At 46.0% G+C, this 21,288-nt stretch carries 22 protein-coding genes; 15 read left to right on the top strand and 7 right to left on the bottom strand.

The genetic code is table 11. The features are described 5' to 3' along the window. Window positions 1–6 precede the first annotated feature (6 nt). A complete protein-coding gene (locus GGU45_RS11620; protein WP_435224889.1) occupies window positions 7–1,359 on the bottom strand; it encodes a hypothetical protein in 1,353 nt (450 codons plus the stop codon). A gap of 90 nt (window positions 1,360–1,449) precedes the next feature. Between GGU45_RS11620 and GGU45_RS11615 the strand changes: the two genes are divergently transcribed. Beyond that, window positions 1,450–2,430: a UDP-glucuronic acid decarboxylase family protein gene (locus tag GGU45_RS11615; protein ID WP_435224887.1), complete on the top strand. Its 981-nt coding sequence runs from the start codon at window positions 1,450–1,452 to the stop codon at window positions 2,428–2,430. Between the two features lie 379 nt (window positions 2,431–2,809). Here the strand turns inward: GGU45_RS11615 and GGU45_RS11610 are convergent, their stop codons facing one another. Further along, window positions 2,810–2,968 carry a hypothetical protein gene (locus GGU45_RS11610; protein WP_435224885.1) on the bottom strand — a complete coding sequence of 53 codons (159 nt, stop codon included), beginning with the start codon at window positions 2,966–2,968 and terminating at the stop codon, window positions 2,810–2,812. Window positions 2,969–3,281: 313 nt separating this feature from the next. On the opposite strand from GGU45_RS11610, the gene GGU45_RS11605 reads away from it, so the two are divergent. From GGU45_RS11605 to GGU45_RS11595, 3 genes are all read left to right on the top strand, one after another. Further along, the gene (locus GGU45_RS11605; protein WP_435224883.1) at window positions 3,282–4,535 is read left to right on the top strand and encodes a glycosyltransferase; all 1,254 of its coding nucleotides are present in this window, start codon (window positions 3,282–3,284) and stop codon (window positions 4,533–4,535) included. 165 nt (window positions 4,536–4,700) lie between these two features. Continuing rightward, a complete protein-coding gene (locus tag GGU45_RS11600; protein ID WP_435224881.1) occupies window positions 4,701–5,402 on the top strand; it encodes a tyrosine-protein phosphatase in 702 nt (233 codons plus the stop codon). Between the two features lie 228 nt (window positions 5,403–5,630). Further along, window positions 5,631–6,131 carry an RNA polymerase sigma factor gene (locus GGU45_RS11595; RefSeq protein ID WP_435224880.1) on the top strand — a complete coding sequence of 167 codons (501 nt, stop codon included), beginning with the start codon at window positions 5,631–5,633 and terminating at the stop codon, window positions 6,129–6,131. A 196-nt stretch (window positions 6,132–6,327) separates the two neighbouring features. On the opposite strand, the gene GGU45_RS11590 is transcribed toward GGU45_RS11595, so the two are convergent. After that, window positions 6,328–6,972 carry an MBL fold metallo-hydrolase gene (locus GGU45_RS11590; protein WP_435224878.1) on the bottom strand — a complete coding sequence of 215 codons (645 nt, stop codon included), beginning with the start codon at window positions 6,970–6,972 and terminating at the stop codon, window positions 6,328–6,330. 154 nt (window positions 6,973–7,126) lie between these two features. Between GGU45_RS11590 and GGU45_RS11585 the strand changes: the two genes are divergently transcribed. Further along, window positions 7,127–9,568: a DUF5686 family protein gene (locus GGU45_RS11585; protein WP_435224876.1), complete on the top strand. Its 2,442-nt coding sequence runs from the start codon at window positions 7,127–7,129 to the stop codon at window positions 9,566–9,568. A gap of 226 nt (window positions 9,569–9,794) precedes the next feature. Here the strand turns inward: GGU45_RS11585 and rpiA are convergent, their stop codons facing one another. Together rpiA and GGU45_RS11575 are read right to left on the bottom strand one after the other, a co-directional pair. Continuing rightward, a complete protein-coding gene (gene rpiA, locus GGU45_RS11580; protein ID WP_435224874.1) occupies window positions 9,795–10,478 on the bottom strand; it encodes a ribose-5-phosphate isomerase RpiA in 684 nt (227 codons plus the stop codon). 45 nt (window positions 10,479–10,523) lie between these two features. Continuing rightward, window positions 10,524–11,711: an aspartate aminotransferase family protein gene (locus GGU45_RS11575; protein WP_435224873.1), complete on the bottom strand. Its 1,188-nt coding sequence runs from the start codon at window positions 11,709–11,711 to the stop codon at window positions 10,524–10,526. Window positions 11,712–12,064: 353 nt separating this feature from the next. Between GGU45_RS11575 and GGU45_RS11570 the strand changes: the two genes are divergently transcribed. The 4 genes from GGU45_RS11570 to GGU45_RS11555 are packed head-to-tail and all read left to right on the top strand — an operon-like array spanning window position 12,065 to window position 16,530. Beyond that, complete coding sequence (locus tag GGU45_RS11570) at window positions 12,065–13,465, top strand: cobalamin-dependent protein (protein ID WP_435224871.1); 1,401 nt, start codon at window positions 12,065–12,067, stop codon at window positions 13,463–13,465. Between the two features lie 17 nt (window positions 13,466–13,482). Continuing rightward, window positions 13,483–14,049 carry a DUF1016 N-terminal domain-containing protein gene (locus GGU45_RS11565; RefSeq protein WP_435224869.1) on the top strand — a complete coding sequence of 189 codons (567 nt, stop codon included), beginning with the start codon at window positions 13,483–13,485 and terminating at the stop codon, window positions 14,047–14,049. 5 nt (window positions 14,050–14,054) lie between these two features. Then, window positions 14,055–16,028: a methylmalonyl-CoA mutase family protein gene (locus GGU45_RS11560; RefSeq protein ID WP_435224868.1), complete on the top strand. Its 1,974-nt coding sequence runs from the start codon at window positions 14,055–14,057 to the stop codon at window positions 16,026–16,028. 43 nt (window positions 16,029–16,071) lie between these two features. Then, window positions 16,072–16,530 carry a hypothetical protein gene (locus GGU45_RS11555; protein WP_435224866.1) on the top strand — a complete coding sequence of 153 codons (459 nt, stop codon included), beginning with the start codon at window positions 16,072–16,074 and terminating at the stop codon, window positions 16,528–16,530. Window positions 16,531–16,869: 339 nt separating this feature from the next. Here GGU45_RS11555 and GGU45_RS11550 read toward each other — a convergent pair whose 3' ends face one another. Next, the gene (locus tag GGU45_RS11550) at window positions 16,870–17,364 is read right to left on the bottom strand and encodes a metallophosphoesterase family protein (RefSeq protein WP_435224864.1); all 495 of its coding nucleotides are present in this window, start codon (window positions 17,362–17,364) and stop codon (window positions 16,870–16,872) included. A gap of 84 nt (window positions 17,365–17,448) precedes the next feature. Next, entirely contained in the window at window positions 17,449–18,141 is a 693-nt protein-coding gene (locus GGU45_RS11545; RefSeq protein ID WP_435224862.1) for a BT1926 family outer membrane beta-barrel protein, read from the bottom strand. A gap of 321 nt (window positions 18,142–18,462) precedes the next feature. On the opposite strand from GGU45_RS11545, the gene GGU45_RS11540 reads away from it, so the two are divergent. The 6 genes from GGU45_RS11540 to rpsD all read left to right on the top strand — a co-directional run bounded on the left by GGU45_RS11540 (window position 18,463) and on the right by rpsD (window position 21,236). Then, the gene (locus tag GGU45_RS11540) at window positions 18,463–18,858 is read left to right on the top strand and encodes a hypothetical protein (RefSeq protein ID WP_435224860.1); all 396 of its coding nucleotides are present in this window, start codon (window positions 18,463–18,465) and stop codon (window positions 18,856–18,858) included. 115 nt (window positions 18,859–18,973) lie between these two features. Beyond that, window positions 18,974–19,195 (top strand): translation initiation factor IF-1, encoded by a 222-nt coding sequence (gene infA, locus GGU45_RS11535; protein WP_435224859.1) that lies wholly within the window; start codon window positions 18,974–18,976, stop codon window positions 19,193–19,195. A gap of 26 nt (window positions 19,196–19,221) precedes the next feature. Next, window positions 19,222–19,338 (top strand): type B 50S ribosomal protein L36, encoded by a 117-nt coding sequence (gene ykgO, locus GGU45_RS11530; protein ID WP_071597075.1) that lies wholly within the window; start codon window positions 19,222–19,224, stop codon window positions 19,336–19,338. 103 nt (window positions 19,339–19,441) lie between these two features. After that, a complete protein-coding gene (rpsM, locus tag GGU45_RS11525) occupies window positions 19,442–19,822 on the top strand; it encodes a 30S ribosomal protein S13 (RefSeq protein ID WP_435224857.1) in 381 nt (126 codons plus the stop codon). Between the two features lie 170 nt (window positions 19,823–19,992). Further along, entirely contained in the window at window positions 19,993–20,394 is a 402-nt protein-coding gene (gene rpsK / locus GGU45_RS11520) for a 30S ribosomal protein S11 (RefSeq protein ID WP_435224855.1), read from the top strand. A 236-nt stretch (window positions 20,395–20,630) separates the two neighbouring features. Next, window positions 20,631–21,236, top strand: a complete 606-nt coding sequence (rpsD, locus tag GGU45_RS11515) for a 30S ribosomal protein S4 (protein WP_435224853.1) — start codon at window positions 20,631–20,633, stop codon at window positions 21,234–21,236. Window positions 21,237–21,288: the final 52 nt, after the last annotated feature.

The raw sequence follows: 21,288 nt of genomic DNA, 5'->3' as shown, positions 1-21,288 counted from the left end.
GCCTGCTCATATATTCAAAATTTTCAAAAGCGGCTTATGTTGGGGATAGGTTTTGTAGTAAATAATCATTAGGCTCATTGCAAAGAAAGGCAGGCAAGGTATTTTGTATCGTGAAAGTGAGCCAAAATTGCCCGTAGAAATGCCCACTGCAAATGCAAAGACGATTGCAAAGATCAGGCAGAATTGGATCGTTGGATCCGTAGAAATTGTGTGCCAGCATTTTCTTAGACCAACAGTAGCAATGATCTTAATGGTAAGCGCCAGGAATAAAAATGCTTCCAAAGCGGAAGCTGCTATGATGAGCTTCCGGGACTCCCACAAATAGGGCCGGAACAGAGTTACGTTTACCGCCAGCGGAAATTTCAGCAGCATGTCCCCGATCCCTTTTATTTCGCCCAGGTCATAAGCAGATCCTTCATCGCCTGAAGAATACCTGATCCAGCCACGGGTATCCTTTGCCGTTTGTTCAATATTGTTCAGCGAGTATCTTCCCAAAACGTCTTCTCCCAACGACGTCATTACATAAGCGGAACCGGCAATAGCAAGGGATAGGACAAGGAATTTTACAAGAAATCTTGCCGCTGCATTTTGCATCCGGCTGGTATAGAGCGAAAGCACCCATATCAGCAGGGCCGGCATAAAGGCCACAAGAATATAGATTTTTATCCGCGCCACTAGCCATACGCTTAAAAGCGTAAGGACTATATTGCCGGCTTTGAAATTTTTTTGAACCAGCATCTGGAATATGCCATAGGTAAGCCAGCCCAGCCCAAAAAGACAAATGGTATCTTTAAAAATACCCGAGCCCCATACAATAACGCTGGGAATAAAAAGAAGGGCAACCCCTACCGGTTTTATAAGATCGGGGTAAACCCGTACAAAAGTGCGGAACAGGGCCCATACCCCGGTAAAAGAAAGTGTTGCAAAAATTACGGCGATTGGCAGATAGGTAGTACCCAGGGGAAGGCCCAAAAAGGCAGCCAGGGCAGCAACGCTATAACTAGAGGAATCCGGGTACCAATATAGCTGGCTAATGTAGCTATAGTAGCCAATTTCATTTTCATTTACCGTGTGGCATAAAAGGTTTACCCACTTAATTGGCGAATCTGCAAATGCGCTGTTAATGATTCGCGCGTCATGAAAATAATTCATTGTATCCCCACCCTGGTAATAGTATTCATATACCATTCCGATAAATAGCGCCCCGGCAATTTTCAGGGTCAATCCAACTATAAAATAAGGCCTGTAGGGGTGCCCCGGGGGGTAGTTGCGATTGCGGAAACGGATGGCAATGCCATAAATAGCCGCTAATACAAAGGGAAGAATTGCGTAATCCAGGAGCGTTATATTGGGAACCATCTGCGGCGGTATTAAGTAAAGGGTAAAAATAAAGCATTCTCTTAAAAGTCCTTCCAATGATTTAGTTTTGTTATTCTTATAATTTTGAATATGAAGCAACGTGTTTTAATCACCGGCGCAGCCGGTTTCCTCGGTTCTCATCTCTGCGACCAGTTTATATCAAAGGGCTACCAGGTAATCGGGATGGATAACCTGATCACCGGCGACCTGAAAAACCTGGAGCATTTATTTCCCAACCCGGATTTTGAATTTTATCATCATGATATTACCAAATACATCCATATCCCGGGCGCTCTGGATTATATTCTGCACTTTGCATCACCGGCCAGCCCGATCGATTACCTCAAAATTCCGATCCAGACGCTGAAAGTAGGGGCCATGGGCACGCATAATTGCCTGGGACTGGCAAAGGATAAAAAAGCGCGGATCCTGGTGGCATCTACCAGCGAAGTATATGGAGACCCGCTGGTGCACCCGCAACCCGAAACCTATTGGGGCAATGTAAATCCGATAGGCCCCCGCGGGGTTTATGATGAGGCCAAACGCTACATGGAGTCCATTACTATGGCGTATCATACTTTTCATAAGGTAGATACGCGGATCGTTCGCATCTTTAATACCTATGGTCCGCGCATGCGCCTCAATGATGGCCGGGCCCTGCCGGCATTTATAGGGCAGGCTTTAAGGGGAGAAGATATTACCGTATTTGGTGAAGGCACGCAAACACGCAGTTTTTGCTATGTATCGGACCTGGTAGAGGGTATTTACCGGCTGTTGCTGAGTAACTATACCGGCCCGGTAAACATCGGGAACCCCAACGAGGTTTCGTTGCGGAGCTTTGCCGAAGAAGTATTGGCATTAACGGGTAATAAAGTAAAGATCGTGAACAGGCCGCTGCCTGTGGACGATCCCAAACAGCGGCAACCGGATATTACCCTGGCAAAAAAGCTGCTGGACTGGTCCCCGGTTGTTTCAAGAGAAGAGGGGCTGAAAAAAACCTACGACTATTTCAAAGAACTTCCGGAAACGGAATGGTACCGGCAGCCAAAGGAATTTGCAAGCAGTAAATAGGCCTGCCGATTAAGTAAGATCAGGGTCATAATTTTCTTTTCCAGCTTTTGCTCCCGTTGTTCATGACAGAAGCGGAAAAGATTGTAACAATTGAAGGGGGTACACACCATTCTTTCAAGCTTCTTTTAGAGTCAGGCGTTAACCGCAAGGTGCGCCAGGAATACGCGAGGTTCGCAACGATATTTAATTGTAACCCATCGTTGCGGGCACGCGTATTCGCTGCGTCCTTTCAGGCTGTATCAAAAATCGCTATTTTGTCATGCCGTCCCGATAGCGATCGCATACGCGTCAGGTTAATTTTTGCCCCGGGAGCTGCAGCGCAGCGCTGATCCTGTTAGTAAACGACCATACGGGTAATAAAGGTGCAGCGCACCGGTAATCATTGCGGTTTGTACAAGCCGTGCACAGGAAATTGCCGCCGCGCTGCGGCTACGGGAGGTTTTGGGCGTTCATCGTTATAAGGGTCAACGGCGCGCTGCGCCTGTTTGCCATTAAATGATGCGATCTTTTTGATCTGAAAGGCGTACTCGTGCCGCATTTTATGGTAATTGACGGCTTCCTAACCTGACGCGCATGCGATAGGGATTGTTTCGGCATCTAAAGATGATTGTTCGTCAATAGATGCTGAAAAAAGAATAGATCCCGGGTCAGGCCCGGGATGACAGCCCCGGTAAAAAAGGATTACAAAAAAAGTTACGCCACCGCTTTAGTAATTTTTCATCATCTTTTCATAAAACTTTCTTACCTTGTGCACCAAGCCCTGTTTGTTCTGAAAGAGAATGAAACAACGGGGCTGTTTTTATTTATAAACTATGATGTTTAATCCTGTGCCGGCGTAAATTTTTGAAAAAATGCCAAAAGTACTGCAAATTCATAATCGCCTTATTGTTGGAGGACCGCTTCAATATGTACTGAATCTCACCAAATTCCTGGAGCCTGATTTTGAGACCCTGCTGGTGGTGGGTGAAAAGGAATACCATGAGCAGGATGCCGGTTTTATGGCGGAAAGAATGGGCATTCAACCGCTCCTGGTTCCGGAAATGGGACGTTCCCTGCACCCGCTGAAGGATTATAAGGCCTATCATAAGATCACGGAGATCATCAAACGGTTTAAGCCGGATATTGTGCATACCCATGCGGCAAAGCCAGGCGCCGTTGGCCGGTTGGCTGCGCATCACATGAAAGTGCCGGTTATTTTGCATACCTATCATGGTCATGTATTTCATTCCTACTTCAACAAAACTAAGACACAGGTTTTTTTAAATATTGAACGCTACCTCGCAAAAAAGAGTACGGCATTGATCGCCATCAGCCCGGAACAAAAGATGGAGCTATCCGGTCAGTACCGGGTAGCCGGCGAAAATAAATTCCGTGTGGTTCCCCTTGGTTTTGAGCTGGATTCGTTTATGGAAAACCAGGAGGAAAAAAGAAAATCCTTTCGTGCCGAGTTTGGGTTAGCCGATGATGAAATAGCGATCGGCATTACGGGGCGGCTGGTGCCGGTAAAAAATCACGACCTCTTCCTCGAAGCATTGGCCTATGTGCTGAAAAACACCACAAAAAAAGTAAAAGCCTTTATTGTCGGGGATGGAACTTCCTGCCCGCATATCCAGGCCAAAGCCACAGCGCTTCATATTCCTTATTGCCGGAGCGGGGAAGTCCGCCAGGATCGCCCGCTGATTTTTACTTCCTGGAGGTCAGATATGGATGCTGTGAATGCCGGCCTTGATATTGTATGCCTCACTTCCTTTAATGAAGGTACGCCCGTAAGCCTGATTGAAGCGCAGGCGGCGGGAAAGCCGGTGGTTTCCACAAATGTTGGAGGCGTAAAAGATACCGTAATAGAAAATGAAACAGCTTTTTTAGCGGATATAAACGACAAACAGGCACTTTTTAGCCGGTTGCTGTCGCTGATAGAGGACAATACATTAAGAGCCGGCATGGGGGCAAAAGGCGCTGGTTTTGTTGCAGAACGGTTTGGTATAAAACGCGTGGCTTCCGACTTCAGGAATCTGTATTATTCGCTGCTCAACGATAAAAAACGGGCGGTACCAGCCTTTACAGACCCCCTGCGGGAGGCGGCCCTGCGTGAGAGCCGCGTATAATATTTATACCGGGCCCCGATATAGCGGGGATAAAAAATGCATTGGTTGACTATAAAAAGCCCGCTGATTTACCCCCGATTTATCGGGGCGAAGTATATCTTTGCTGGCAATTTTCTTAAGTAATATATGTTCGGTCTTTTCTCCAGGAAAAACAGGAAGCTAAAAATGGATTACACGTTAGTGGGAACAGATATGCATTCGCACCTGCTCCCGGGGATCGATGACGGCTCCCCCAACCTGGAAACCTCCATTGCCCTGATCCGGCAGTTTAAAGAACTGGGTTACACAAAACTCATCACCACCCCGCATATACTATGGGACCTGTATAAGAATACACCGGATACGATCCGGTATCAGCTGGATGCGCTCCGGAAGGCATTAGCGGAATACCGGGTGGATATGGAAATGGCGGCGGCGGCGGAATATTTCCTCGACGACCACGTAATGGACCTGCTGCGGAAAAAAGAGCGGCTGCTTACCCTGAAAGATGACCTTGTGCTGACGGAGTTTTCTACCATGCACCAGTCGATGTCTATGAAGAATATCCTGTTCGAAATGCAGATGGCGGGCTACCGTCCCGTGTTGGCGCACCCCGAGCGTTATGCCTACTGGTATAAAAAATGGGACCTTTTTCATGAAATAAAAGAAAACGGGGTACTGTTTCAGCTGAACCTGCTTTCGGTAACAGGCGGCTACGGTACCCGCGTACAGGAGATTGCGCAATACCTGCTAGAGGAGGATTTTTATTCTTTTGTAGGAACCGATCTGCATCATGAAGGACACATGGCCCGGTTACAAACACTGGAGGTCCCCGAAAAACTGCAGGAGTTGCTTACGAGCGGCCGTATATTGAATAGCGATCTTTAGCTGGTGGCGGTTTTCAGCTGTCAGCCATCAGTTTTCAGTTATAAGTTGATCATCAAGTACAAAACCAGGATCTAACGTGGAACTTTGAACCTTAAACCTGGAACCTTCCCCCCAACCCGGCAAAATGTCAGTTACCATCAAACGGTAAACTTTTTGTAATATTCGGTAAGTGGCTTTGCGCTTATCAGGTAAAGCTTTAATTTAGATAAATTTCAAAAAAGGCGGGTTATGGCAAATAAAGAATTTAATGAACTGCTGGTGGGCAATGCGGATTTCCTGAAACCCTTTGCTGTTAATCTTACAAAGAACTCAGAATCAGCCAATGACCTTTACCAGGAGACCCTGTATAAAGCGTTGGCCAATTCGGAAAAGTATCATTCCGGCACCAATATCAAGGCCTGGCTGTTTACCATTATGCGGAATATCTTTATTAATGATTACCGTAGAAATGTAAAACGCAAAACCATTCTTGACAGTACGCCGGAAGATTACCTCATCAATATGAGCCAGGTTTCCGTGGTCAATACGGCAGAGAGCTCTTTAAGGGAAAAAGAGATCAATGCGGCCATTGAGGAGCTGCCCGAAACGTTTAAAATCCCTTTCCGTCTCTATTTTGAAGGCTATAAATACCAGGAAATAGCCGAATACCTGCAGGAGCCCCTCGGCACCATCAAAAGCAGGATCCACTTTGCCCGTAAATTATTGAAAGAGCAGATCCGCAGGTATTAGAATTTGAAGATTTGAGAATGTGAGAATGTGAAAATGAAAATTCCGTTTCTGTTCGATAATCGCATTTCTGTAGAAGATCATAAGATCCGGGAATTGAGTATCTCACACCAGGCAGAAATGAAACTCAACCTGAAACTTTAAACCTGAAACTTTAAACCCGGTCCGTCCGGGCGGGCTGAAACCTGAAACAAAAAAGTTACCCCTCATTCACAAACGGGTTATGTTTTCGTTCATACCCGATACTGGTGCCCGGTCCGTGGCCCGAATAGACCCTGGTATCATCCGGCAGGGTGTATAATTGGGTCCGGATGGAGCGCTCCAATGTATCAAAATCGCCTCCCGGCAGATCGGTACGCCCGATGCTTCCGCTAAAAAGGGTGTCTCCGCTGATGAGGATGCCGTTTTCTTTATTATAGAACGACAGACTGGCCGGCGAATGCCCCGGCGTAAAAAGAAGGGTAAGCACATCACCGCCCAGGGAAATGGTGTTGGTAACATCCAGGAAAACCAGCGGCCCGGTATAGGGCTCCAGGGGAAACCCATACATTTCGGCCACCCGGGGGCCTGATTGTAAAACTACCTGCTCGCCCTGATGAATATGCAGCGGCAGCCCCCAGGTATTATAAACAAACTGGTTGCCCAGGATATGGTCAATATGACAATGGGTATTCAGCAGGTAAACCGGGTTGAGTTTTTTTTCGTCAATAAACCGGGTGAAAGCATCCCGCTCCGTTTCGTTGGAAAACCCGGGGTCTATGATCAGGCATTTCCCCGTTTCATTGTAAAGGATATAGGTGTTTTCCTGAAAAGGGTTAAATACAAAATGATGAACCTGCAACATAATCAATCTTTAATTTACTTTTACAACCGAGCAAACGTACATTAAATTTTTTACCCATGAGGTTGCAGCAAGGAACGGCGAAGAATTTAACGGAAATTATGCGGATGAACAGAACTGAAAGTTTTAAGGTATGGGCATGGTAAGATGGGTTTTAATGTGTTGGTTCCTGTTATTGCAGGGGCCGTTGTATGCGCAGAACAGCTTTTCGGGGGTGGTAAGGGATCGGCACAGCGAAGAACCGGTTCCCTTCGTATCTTTTCAATTTAAAAATACCAATACCGGTTTTATTGCCGACTCCGCCGGGAATTTTCATTTTTCGGGGGATCAATGGCCCTCCGATACGCTGGAAGTATCCAATGTAGGCTATGAAAACCAGATGGTTCCGGTAAGTTCGTTAAAAAAGGCAGCAGTTGTTTACCTGGAACCCAAAACCTATGATGATGGTGTGGTAGTGAGGGCAAAGGTAGATATGGGGCTATGGCTCTGGAAGAATATCGTAAAGCACAAGCCGGAGAATGACCGTTTCCGGAGGTTTGATAATTTCTATTACGAGCTGTATAATAAGCTGGAGATGGACCTCAAAAACATTAAAAGCATTCAGAAAATAGCCAACATCAAACCCTTTAAACCCATGAACGAGCTGATCAGCAAAAACCTGGATAGCTCCGAAGGCGTAAAAGTGTTGCCCACTTATTTGACGGAGTCGATTTCCGACTATTATTTTCAAAAAAAGCCCCTGCGCCGGCGGGAAGAAATAAAGGGTGTTAATACAAATGGGATCAAGAATGAAAGTATGGTGAAATTCCTGGGCGGTATGGATCAGGTCATCAATATTTATAACGATTTCATCAATGTTTTTAATAAGGAATTCATCAGTCCCATCAGCAATAACGGCGATTTTTATTATAAATACAACCTGAGTGATACGCAGCGTATTGGCGGAGTTAAGTACTATCATCTTGTATTTATACCACGGCGCCAGGGGATGAATACCTTTGAAGGTGATTGCTGGGTAGAAGGCGGCAGCTTTGCCGTTCAGAAGATGAACCTGCGGTTAGATAAAAAAGCGGACATCAATTTCCTGGACCGGCTCAGCCTGATACAGGAATACAGGAAGATCAACGACAGCGTCTGGTTTATATCCAAGGATAAGCTGGTGGTCGATTTTTCTCCCTTCAACAACCGGGTGCCGGGGGTCATTGGCCGTAAAACCAGTACCTACCAGCATGTGCTGGTAAATGATACCGCGGTAAGCAACCAATTGCAGCTCAATAAGACACAGGAGGCCATTATTGTAAAAGCCGGCTCCGGGCAAAAAGGCCGGCTGTATTGGGACAGTGCCCGGCACGAGGGGCTTACCGCTACAGAAATGGGGATCATCCGGATGATGGATACCATTGTAAATGCAGCGCCCTTCCAAAAAATAACCCGGCAGGTGGGCTTTCTGGCAACAGGCTATATCAATATCGGCAATGTTGAATTGGGCTCGGCCTACAACTGGTTTACCGGCAACTCCTGGGAAGGGTTCCGGACGCGTTTTGATATTGCCAGTAATAAACATTTTAATAAGAAATTTCGCTGGCATACCTATCTTGCTTATGGTTTTGGCGATAAAAAGCTTAAGGGGGAAGGGGAGCTGTTTTACCTGCCCAAAAAAGACCCCCGGCAGTATTGGTACTTTGATTACAAAAAAGATCTTGATTTTGGGCAGGTGTATTTTGGCGAAATTACCTCCGACAATATTTTTGCTTTTGCAATACGGAAGCCAAATATTCCGCTGAAATTTATCAGGCTGGAAAAATGGCAATTTGAATTTTTTAACGAAACCCGCGGCGGCTTTTCCACCCTGGTTGGGCTCAATTCACGAACCTATACGCCTTTGAAAAACCTGGTGCCGGCCGACTCCTTTGGTACCGGCAGCAACCCGTTAAAGGCCACGGAAATTTCATTGCGGCTGCGCTATGCCTTTCAGGAAAAATTTATTGAATCACATTTTTACAGGACCAGTCTGGGAAGCCCCTATCCGATTGTGGAGGCCACCCTTTCCAGGGGAATTGCCGGATTGCTGGGCGGCCGGTATAATTATACAAAGGTTCAGGGAAGTGTATCGGATAATATTAAAACACCTCCGTTCGGTATCATTACCTACCAGGCCTATGGGGGTAAAACCTTTGGCACATTGCCGTATACATTCCTGAATGTGGCGCCGGGCAATGAAATGTATTATTATAATAAATATGCTTTTAATATGATGAACCGGTATGAGTTTATTCATGACCAGTTCCTGGGGATCAATTTTGAGCATAATATCGGCAACGGTATTTTTAAAGCGATACCCGCGCTGAAGTTCCGGCAGTTTTACACAGTTAAAGCGCTTTGGGGCTCCCTGTCGGATGCCAATAAAACACTGAACTTTAAAGAGGGCCATACCTTTCAGTCGCTGGATGGCAAAACTTATCTTGAAGTGGGAACGGGCATCGATAATATCCTGCATTTTCTTCGCGTGGATTTTATCTGGCGGTTGCTGCCAAAGGATGCGCTCCGCAGTTCCACCGAGAAGTTTGGGGTTTTTGGAAGCATCCGGCTAAACCTGTGACGGGAGCATTTGAAAATTTGAGAATTTGAAGATGTGGAAATGGAGATGTCGTTACGGCTCGATGATCTTTCTTCCGGAAAATAGGAAATGGCAAGTAGCGAGAAGGGAGGAATTGAAACGCATTGCGGAGATCGCGCATCAGGCACGCAAAAGACACTAACGTTGAACCTGAAACTAAACACAGGAGATCAAGTATGAAACCCGGTCCAACGTCAAACATCAAACATCAAACTTCACCCTCCGCCGTAATGATCTCTGTCCCGGTTCCCTTTCCAATAATAATACAATCGGCCAGGCCAATAAACAATCCGTGTTCTACAATGCCGGTGATATGATCCAGCTCCTTTGCTAATGCCGCGGGATCGTTGATCAGGCCAAAGCGGGTGTCCAGGATATAATTGCCCTGGTCCGTAACAAACGGTTTCCCATTTTTATGCCGGAGGGTTCCTTTGCCGCCCAATGTGTTCAGTTTTTGTACAACCGCGCGCATTGCAAAGGGGATAATTTCGACCGGCACGGCAAATGCTCCCAGCTTTTCCACCTGTTTGGATGCATCTGCGATGATGACCTGTTGTTGCGTAATAGAGGCTACAATCTTTTCGCGCAGTAAGGCGCCGCCTCCGCCCTTGATCAGCTGCAGTTGGTTGTTGAATTCATCTGCTCCGTCAATCGTAATATCAATGGCGTCAATATCATTGATGTTGATAAGGGGAATCTGCCATTCTTTTGCCAGTTGCCGGGTAGCTTCGGAGGTAGGAATGGTCCTGATCTGCAGGCCTTCCTCACGCACCATGCGCCCCATTTCCTTAATAGCGAAATAGGCTGTGGAGCCGGTTCCCAGTCCTACTATCTGTCCGCTTTTTACAAATGAAACGGCTTTCAACGCTGCGTTTATTTTTTCCTGTTCCATAATTTTTATAATGTTGGTAAGACCTGACTGGTCCTGCCGGCTTGTTTATTGATTAAGTACATGCATAATGGTGGTACATGCTTTTTTTATTGCTTCTTCTGTTATGGTTAAAGGCGGACAAATCCGGAAGCAGGCCGGAGCAAACAGGAACCAGTCGGTAAAGACACCGGTGCCATTATGCTCCAGTAACCGGTCAATCACCATTTTATTGGTTTCGAAGGAATCAAATTCCACGGCCATCCACAATCCAAAAGAGCGCACCTCTTTTATTGCCGGGTGATGGAGCAGCGAACGGAAGATTTGTTCTTTTTGGGCAACTGCCTGTATCAGGCCCTCATTCAGTAATACTTTCAGCGCCGCATAACCTGCCGCGCAGCAAACAGGATGTCCGCCAAAGGTAGTAATATGTCCCAGTACCGGGTTTTCTGTTAGCGACATCATGATCCTGCGATCGCTGATAAAGGCGCCCAGTGGCATACCGCCGCCCAGCGCTTTGCCCAGTAATAACACATCGGGGACCACATCAAAATGCTCGAAACCCCATAGTTTTCCCGTACGGCCAAAACCGGCCTGTATTTCATCCAGGATCAGCAGGGCGCCGGTTTCTGTACACCGCTGCCGTACTGCCTGCAGCCAGGATTTGTCGGGGGCAAGAATGCCACCTTCGGCCTGTATGGTTTCAAGAAGCACGCAGGCGGTTGAGGTATCGATTTGATCCAGCCAGTCATATTTGTTGTAATCAATATGAAGAATACCGGGCAGCAGGGGCCGGAACGCGTTGCGCCAGTATTCATCGCCCAGCACACTCAATGCCCCCTGGGTAGAACCGTGGTACGAGTTTTTGGCAGCGATGATACGGGTACGGCCGGTATATCTTTTGGCCAGTTTCATGGCGCCTTCAACGGCCTCGGCACCGGAGTTGGTAAAGTATACGGAGTTGAGCGTTTCCGGCAAATGATCGGCAAGGAGCTTTGCATACCGCACCTGGGGACTTTGGACTACTTCTCCATAAACCATTACATGAAGATAATTGTCTAATTGCTTTTTGATAGCATCAATTACCGCCGGATGCCCGTGCCCTGTGTTGGCAACGCTGATGCCTCCAATAAGGTCAATATACTCTTTGCCCTTTTCATCAAAAAGGCTGCAGCCCCTGGCCCTGGCAATTTCAAGTGCCAGCGGAGCGGCAGAGGTTTGCCCCACATGTTGTAAAAAAAGTTCCCGTTGATTCATTGGGACAAAATTACAGGGAATCTGATTTGAAAATTGGAGAATGTGAGAATGTGAAGATTTGAAAATTTGAAAATGGCGATCCGTTACAACAACTCCATATTCTTTACTCCGATAGGGGTTTTCAATCTGTAAAGTGGTCAACAGGCAATGGTGAAGAGGCAATGAAAAATCAAAAATGAACAATGAAAAAACCGGATCCCGGTATTCAACAATCTTCAACCAATTAAAGTGCATCGCGGAAACCCGACATCAGGTATGAAAACAGAACCCAGACACCAACGTGAAACTTTAAACATGAAACGTGAAACCATCTCTCTGAAATCGTACATTTGCTAACAATTGTTCGGTAAAAAATGAAAAAGAATACATTACGTATGGTGACGGCCGCATCGCTGTTTGACGGGCATGATGCTGCCATCAATATCATGCGGAGGATCTTACAATCGAAAGGTGTAGAGATCATCCATCTGGGACATAACCGGGGTGTACAGGAAATTGTAGAGTGTGCCATTGAAGAGGATGTGCATGCCATTGCCATTACCAGCTACCAGGGGGGGCACATTGAATTTTTCAGGTATATGAAGGACCTGCTGGAAGAAGCGGGATGCGGCCATATAAAAATTTTTGGCGGTGGGGGCGGTACCATCCTGCCAAAGGAAATAGAGGCGCTGCATGCTTATGGGATTGCAAAGATCTACAGTCCGGATGATGGCCGGAAACTGGGATTGGAGGGGATGATTGACGACCTGATCCGGATAGCGTCTTCAGAAACATCTATTGCAGCTTTTGATAAGGCCCCGGTTTACTGGAAAGGAGCGCCGCCCCTGGGTGAAGAAAAAGAGATCCGATCCATAGCACGGGCCATTACACTTGCAGAGGCAGGTGCCATCCAAAACGGGCCGCTGGCAGCCGGTACTACAGCTGTAAACACACCGGTTGTTGGTATCACCGGCACCGGCGGCGCGGGCAAATCATCGGTAACTGATGAACTGGCGCGCCGTTTTTTAAATGGATATCCCGGGAAAACAATCGCGGTTATTTCGGTTGATCCCTCCCGGAAGAAAACCGGGGGTGCCCTGCTGGGCGACCGGATCCGGATGAATGCCATTGCGCACCCAAGAGCCTATATGCGCTCCATGGCCACACGCGATGATCATGTGGCATTAAGCGGCGCTGTTCAAAAAGCACTGGATGTTTGTAAGGCCGCCGCTTTTGATTTGATCATTTTAGAAAGTGCGGGCGTTGGGCAAAGCGATGCTTCTATTGTGGACTATGTAGATGTAAGCATGTATGTGATGACGCCCGAATATGGTGCGGCCTCCCAGCTGGAAAAGATCAATATGCTGGATTATGCAGATCTGATCTGTATCAATAAGTTTGATAAGGGGGGAGCTGCAGATGCACTGATGGAAGTAAAAAAGCAATACAAAAGAAATCACCAGTTATGGACGGTAAATGATGAAGACCTGCCGGTTACCGGCACCATTGCCGCCAGGTTTAATGACCCGGGGGTGAACAGCTTGTTTTTGCAGATGATAAGGACGCTGAATAAAAAATGCAAGACAACGTTTGATGAAACGGTATCCTTTCGGGACACAGCGCCACTGGAGCGATCGATTATCCCGGGGAAAAGGGTTCGTTACCTGTCTGATATTTCAGAATCGATCCGTAACTACAATCATTACGTAAAAGAGCAGGCAGAAATAGCCACGAAGCTGTACCAGTTAAATGGCGTAATCAAACTGTATGAATAACCTAAAAAATAACATCTATGAAAGCAATTACAAGACCCTACAAAAAATGGCTGGGCACTTTAAAAGAAGAGATAGCGCAAAGCCGGTTGCAGACTGCGCTTACCGTAAACAAGAATATGCTGTTGCTGTACTGGTTTCTTGGCCGGCAAATTATTGAGAAAATTGATGGGGATGATTGGGGGGCAAAAGTGATCGATCAATTGTCGGCTGATCTTCAGTCGGGCTTCCCGGATATGCGGGGCTTTTCTGTAAGGAACCTGCTTTACATGAAACAATTTGCTGCTATATACCCCGATCTGCTAATTACGCAACAGCCTGTTGCGCAATTTAACGGTATAAATTATTTTCTTTCAAATCCTTTGCTGATAAGCATTCCCTGGGGGCATCATACCTATTTGATCGACAAAATTAGCAATGCGCAGGAGCGTTTATGGTATATTCAAAAAACAGTGGAGCACAACTGGAGCCGGGCCTTGCTGCAACACCAGTTAAGTACAGATTTGTATTTAAGACAGCATAAAAGAAAAAAGACCTCCAACTTTCATTTAAAAGTGTTTTATAAAAAATTGGATACCGGAAAATAAATCAAATGCTACAAAAGTCATCTATCAAAGAGGCATTGGAAGAAGTTTATCAGTCTTTGCAGGCGCAATTGGATCCGGAGTGCCGGCAGCTGGTGGATCAATGGCCGGAGCTAAAAAAGAAATATGAGAAAGATTTTTTTGAGTTTGCTGTTCGCAAGCGTACGATCCGGTTACCGCTTACGGTAACCTCATTGAGCGGAACAACCATCCGGAAGATCGCATTGCCGCAATATAAAGATTGGGGTGATCTGCTGAAATGGCAATTACAGGAAAACGTACCCGGAAGGTTTCCTTACACAGCAGGGGTATTTGATCTGAAGCGGGAGGGGGAAGATCCTACCCGGATGTTTGCAGGAGAAGGCTGCCCCGAGCGCACCAACAAACGGTTTCATTATTTAAGCCTTGATGCTCCGGCCAAACGGCTGAGTACCGCGTTTGACAGTGTTACGCTTTATGGTGAGGATCCGGGGCACCGGCCGGATATCTATGGGAAAATCGGCAATAGCGGGGTGAGCGTAGCAACCGTAGATGACGCAAAAAAACTGTACAGTGGTTTTGATCTCTGCGATCCTGCTACTTCGGTTTCGATGACCATTAACGGGCCCGCACCGGTACTGCTGGCGTTTTTCCTGAATGCGGCTATTGACCAGCAATGTGAAAAATATCTTGAAGAACATCAGCTATGGGATAAGGCAGACGCAGCGTACCGGAAAAAATTTAAGGGAGGGGTGGTTCCGCAATATTATAACCCGCTGGCTCCGCAAGCATTGCCGGAAGGCCACAACGGACTGGGGCTGCGGCTCCTGGGTATCAGTGGCAGCGAGGTGCTGGGTGATCAGGAATACGCGGCTATCAGGGCCGATGCTTTGGCCAGGGTAAGAGGTACGGTACAGGCAGATATACTAAAGGAAGACCAGGCGCAGAACACCTGCATCTTTTCTACGGAGTTTGCACTAAAGCTGATGGGCGATGTGCAGGAGTATTTTATTGATCATAACGTGAGAAACTTTTACAGTGTTAGCATCAGCGGCTATCATATAGCCGAAGCAGGGGCTAACCCGGTAACGCAGCTGGCATTTACGCTGGCCAACGGATTTACTTACGTAGAATATTACCTGAGCCGGGGAATGCAGGTTGATGATTTTGCCCCTAACCTGTCCTTCTTTTTCAGCAATGGGATGGATCCCGAGTACAGCGTGATTGGCCGGGTAGCACGCCGCATTTGGGCTAAGGCAATCAAAAATATCTATAGGGGAAATGAACGCTCGCAGAAACTGAAATACCATATACAAACATCGGGGCGCAGCCTGCACGCGCAGGAGATTGATTTTAATGATATCCGCACCACCTTACAGGCTTTGTATGCTATTTATGATAATTGTAACTCGCTTCATACAAATGCCTATGATGAGGCCATCACCACGCCAACAGAAGAAAGTGTACGGCGGGCCATGGCCATCCAGCTGATCATTAACCGCGAGCTGGGAACGGCCCGTTCGGAAAACTTTATACAGGGCAGCTTTGTAGTGGAGGAGCTGACGGATCTTGTGGAGGAAGCGGTGTTGATGGAGTTTGACCGCATCAGCGAACGGGGTGGTGTGCTGGGCGCTATGGAACGTATGTACCAGCGCAACAGGATACAGGAGGAGAGCTTGTATTACGAAATGAAAAAAAACGATGGCAGCCTGCCGCTTATCGGGGTAAATACCTTTTTAAATAAACAGGGCAGCCCTACCATTCTGCCGGGTGAAGTGATCCGGAGCACAGAGCCGGAAAAAGAGCAGCAGATTGAAAATTTAACCAACTTTCAAAAACGCAACGAGGCGCAGAGTGCTCATGCGCTGTTACAACTGAAGGCAGCGGCAGTTGCAGGGGGGAATCTTTTTGCGGTGCTGATGGATTGTGTAAAGAGCTGCTCTTTGGGGCAGATAACCCATGCTTTATATGAAGTAGGCGGGCAATACAGGCGCAGTATGTAATATTTTCTTAATTTCGCTGGATTCACTATCTAAAAAATTAAATATGGAAACGGGTTTGCTGCATCTTCACAGTTTCTTACGTTGGGTTATTTTATTATTATTGCTGGTGGCGATTTTTAAAAGTATTGGTGTGGGCAGCAGGCCGTTTACCAATGGCCATCGCAAAGCCGGTCTGTTCCTGATGATCGCAGTGGATATTGAATTTCTGATCGGGATCATTCAGTGGATCACAGGAGCGCATGGACTGAAAGTGATACAGGACCAGGGGATGTCGGCAGTAATGCAGAATGCGACCCTGCGCTTTTTTGCAGTTGAGCATATTACAATGATGCTGATTGCAGTTGTACTGGTTCATATTGGTAAGTCTTTTGCAAAGAAGAATATCTCCGACCGCAAGAAGCATCGTAAAACCGTCCTTTGTTATATACTGGCCCTGATCATTATCCTTGCCGCTATTCCCTGGCCTTTTCGTGAGGTAGGATTGGGGAGGGGCTGGTTTTAGGCAGGAGCCGTTTCTATGTCTGATGCATTTTCCTTGGTTTCAGGTTTCAAGTTTCGGTGATGTTTAAGGTTCAAAGTTTAAAGTTTCACGTTGGTGTCTTGGGTTCTGTTTTCATACCTGATGTCGGGTTTCCGCGATGCACTTTAATTGGTTGAAGATTGTTGAATACCGGGATCCGGTTTTTCCATCGTTCATTTTTGATTTTTCATTGCCTCTTCACCATTTTACAAATTGAAAATCCCTATCGGAGTAAAGAATATGGAGTTGTAACGGATCGCCATTTTCAAATCTTCACATTCCCTCATTCTCACATTCCCTCATTCTCACATTTCCATATTTTCATATTGTCCCCAACTCAATAACCTCGCAGTTGCGGATGTTTTTGCCATCGATCACAAACCGGATGAGTGTGCGCACCTGGTGCCATCCCTGTTTTCCCGCAGCCCCGGGGTTTATATGCAGGCATTGCAGCTGATCATCGTACATGACCTTGAGTATATGCGAGTGTCCGCTGATAAAAAGTTGCGGTCGCTCTTTTAAGAGCAAGGGCTTTGTTTCCTTATTATATTTTGGCGGGTAGCCGCCAATATGCCGGATCATTACGTTTATGTCTTCGCAGGGAAATATCAGTGTTTCGGGGAATGATCCGCGGATCTCCTGCCCATCGATATTTCCGTACACGCCGCGGAGCGGCTTAAAGCTTTTAAGTTGTTCCACCACGGCAGCATTGCCAAAGTCGCCGGCATGCCACAGTTCATCGCATTCGTTGAAATGGCGGAATACCGCTTCATCAAGGTAGCCATGTGTATCTGATAGTAAACCGATCCGCTGCACTGTCTTTTTTGATAAAAGTAGGAATAAAAAGAGTCCCGCTAAAAAGACGGGACTCCTTTCTTAAGGATTGAATCCGATCCGGTTTTAGAATACAAAACCAATGCGGACACCTGTAATGACATTGGGGGCTAATTCAAAGCCACTGCCTGCCGATTTTTGGGTAACGGTAGGTTCATCATTTACTTCGATAGTCGTTTTACCCTTTTTAGTGTTCAGGAAACCAAAGCCAGCTTCGGCACCCAGGAAAACACGTTTGGCAATGTAGTAATCAGCGCCCACTACAGCCCTTACGCCAAATCCAAGGCTTCCGGGCCCTTTAACACTGCCGGAATTGTTTTCCTGATAAGCGGTTCCGCCCATGGTAGCATCACTGAATTCGTTTTTTTTGCCGGCTACGCTCAGCAAAAGATCACCACCAACATAGGGCGACAGCCGCTCCGTTCCTGCAAAGTGCTTTTCCACACCCAGGTTCAGCAAAAAGTCAGTTTCGCTTGTTTTGTAGGTCCCTTTACGCGAATCATCATTAATGTCATAAAGGTTCTTAATGTTTTTGTAACTGCTGAGACCAAAGCCCAGCCGGAATGCCAGGGTTTCTTTGGCAAAATAACGGAAGCGTAACAGGTTGCCTTGCTCGGTTAACTCAAAATTGGAGTTTAATACACCACCAGACAGTCCGAACTCCGTGGTTACATCACCTTGATTGGGTTTGATTTCGCTTTGCGCGTTTGCTCCTGCCACGAGGGCCAGGGAAAAGATACTTAATAGGATTTTTTTCATTTGATCGAAATTTACATTTGCCGCTTTTGTTCAAGAAGTATGCCAGAGGATAACAAAAAATTAAGAAACCGTTAGTAATTTATTAACATTAAAACCGGCTGTTATTTGTAACAAACGTGTGTTATAAGGTTGCAAATAAAGAGAGCCGTTGACTTATTGCTTTACCGGTTTCAAGGCGATAAAATACTTTTTGAAGGCAGCCGCAATGGCATTAATTAGAAAAATTATTTTGGGCCCCGAAGAAAAAACGGCAGGCATCCTGTGGCGTTTGTCATTATTTTGTCTATCTTAGAAAAGTAAAAGTTCCTAAATCCAAATTATATGAAATTAAACGAACTGAAACCAGGAGACTGGGTTATTGTAACGGACAATGGTGTTTCCCGTGAGGGATCGGTAGTAAGGGTCAGCAATGAGGAGGGAGAGGTTTGTGTGGATAATGGTGTTCAGGAATTCTGGTACCCGCTGGACCAGGTACAGGGTATTCCTGTAGACGAGGCCCAGTTAATGCGTCTTGGATTTGAAAAAATGGATCGGGAGGCCGGAAACGGGGTAAAATACGGTAAAGGCCCCTTTCGGGTACTGGTGCCGGCGGCAGATAATTTCTCCAGCAGTGAGGTTTGGTATCGTGAAGATCGCCGTCTTTTTGACCGCCCTATTACCGTAAGTGAGCTGCAAAATATTCATTTACAAATGACTAAGGTTCCGCTGCTCCATTAATTTTTGCTATTTTTGTGGCCCGGAGGCCAAACAATACAGCTTTATTCTGAAATTTAAGCAGAATAAGGCTTTTTTATTATAAAATATTACCTATCTTTGCAGCCCTAAAATTTGTATGTCAAAACAACCTTTAATAAAACAAGACGGAGTCATCCTTGAAGCCTTGTCTAATGCGATGTTCAGGGTAAAGCTGGAAAACGGCCATGAGGTTTTGGCAACAATTTCCGGTAAGATGCGTATGCACTACATTCGTATTTTGCCCGGGGATAAAGTGGGATTGGAAATGTCTCCTTATGATTTAACAAGGGGCCGGATCAATTTCCGTTATAGAAATTAAGCTGAAAACCGTAAATTAAAAAAAAGATGAGAGTAAGAGCATCCATTAAGAAACGCAGCGCCGACTGTAAAATTGTACGTCGCAAAGGGAAGCTTTATGTAATTAACAAAAAGAATCCCCGGTTTAAACAAAGACAAGGATAAAAAATATTGTTCAAAGTTTAAGGTTTGAGGTTTAAAGTTATTGACCCCGGATCTTAAAATGAACATTAAACTTTAAACATTAAACTTCAAACAGATTTAAAATATGGCACGTATTGCCGGTGTAGACTTACCAAAAAATAAGAGGGGCGAGATTGGCCTGACCTATATCTATGGGATCGGTCCTTCCACAGCAAAATATATTCTGGACAGGAATAGCATTGATCGCAACAAAAAGGTGAATGAGTGGAATGACGAAGACCTGAATGCGATTCGTTCTACCATTACAGAAGAATTAAAAGTTGAAGGTCAGCTGAGAAGCGAGGTGCAAATGAATATTAAGCGCCTGCTGGATATCGCCTGCTACCGTGGCCTGCGTCACAGGAAAGGACTTCCGGTGCGTGGTCAGCGGACAAAAACCAACAGCCGTACCCGTAAAGGTAAACGTAAGACGGTTGCAGGTAAGAAAAAAGCAGCTAAGAAATAATTTAATATAATATATTGTTGGGGCGAAATATATTTCGCCCCAACAATTGTTATTTTATATGCACCTGATATTACCAGATCAATTTCGGACTCCCGGTGCAGGAATAGGATTGACTGGGCGTTTTGCCTCGCAGAACGTTTTTATTTTTTAAAGATTACCTTTTAAGAACAATGGCAAAAGCACAAAACAGCGGAAAAGCCGCAGCGAAAAAGAGGATTGTAAAAGTGGATGCGTATGGTGATGCGCACATTTCTGCAACGTTTAACAACATCATTATTAGCTTAACCAACAAATCAGGCCAGGTTATTTCATGGAGCAGCGCCGGTAAAATGGGTTTCAGGGGTTCTAAAAAGAATACTCCCTATGCAGCCCAGATGGCATCAGCAGACGCCGCCAAAGTAGCGCTGGACGCTGGTTTAAAAAGAGTGGATGTATTTGTAAAAGGCCCCGGGGCTGGTCGTGAAGGTGCCATCCGTTCTCTTTCCCAATCGGGTATTGAGATCGTGATGATCAAAGACGTAACGCCTCTGCCGCACAACGGATGCCGTCCTCCCAAGAAGAGAAGAGTATAAAGCCCACCCCGGCCCTCCCGGAGGGAGGGGATGGACCAAAAAATATAAAGTTCTTTCTATAGCATTGTTCAATTTCTTTTTGAATAATGCGGCCAGGTTAAACAGCCGCCCAGGCCCTCCCTCCGGGAGGGTTTGGGTGGGCCTCATTTTAAAAAAGGGTACACAATTAATTTTTTCCAAAGCTTTTTACTGATTGCTGTACCGGTTTCTAAAAAAGCTTAAATGAAAGTATAATTATGGCACGTTACAATGGTCCTAAGACCAAGATCTCCCGTATTTTCGGAGAGCCTATTTTAGGTAATGGTAAATGGTTGGGTAAAAACAGTAACCCTCCCGGTATGCATGGCGAAAAGCGCAAGCGTAAAACCTTAGGGGAATATGCATTGCAGTTACGCGAAAAACAAAAGGCAAAATATACTTACGGTGTGCTGGAAAAACAATTCCGCAAAACGTTTGAAGAAGCCAACCGCCGTAAAGGTATTACCGGTGAAAACCTTATTAAATTACTTGAAGCCCGTTTAGACAACACGGTATTCCGTATGGGTATTGCACCCAGCCGTCCTGCTGCACGCCAGCTGGTGAGCCACAAGCACATCGAGGTAAATGGAGAAGTGGTAAACATTCCTTCTTTCCAGTTAAAAGCCGGCGATATCATCACCCTGAAAGAAAACAGCAAGAACCGTTCTTCTATTACGAGCGTGATCCGTCCCAAAAATCCAAAGTTTGGCTGGATCGATTTCAATGAAACTGAAATCAAAGGTACTTTCATCACCTACCCCGAAAGGGAAAGCGTTCCTGAAAACATTAAGGAACAACTGATTGTTGAATTGTACAGTAAGTAATTTTAGTGAATAGTCAATATTGAATAGTGAGCTGTCGAGTCACCATTCATTA

The organism is Niabella hirudinis, assembly GCF_051201075.1.
Lineage (GTDB): Bacteria > Bacteroidota > Bacteroidia > Chitinophagales > Chitinophagaceae > Niabella > Niabella hirudinis.
This window is presented reverse-complemented; position numbering and strand designations above follow the sequence as displayed.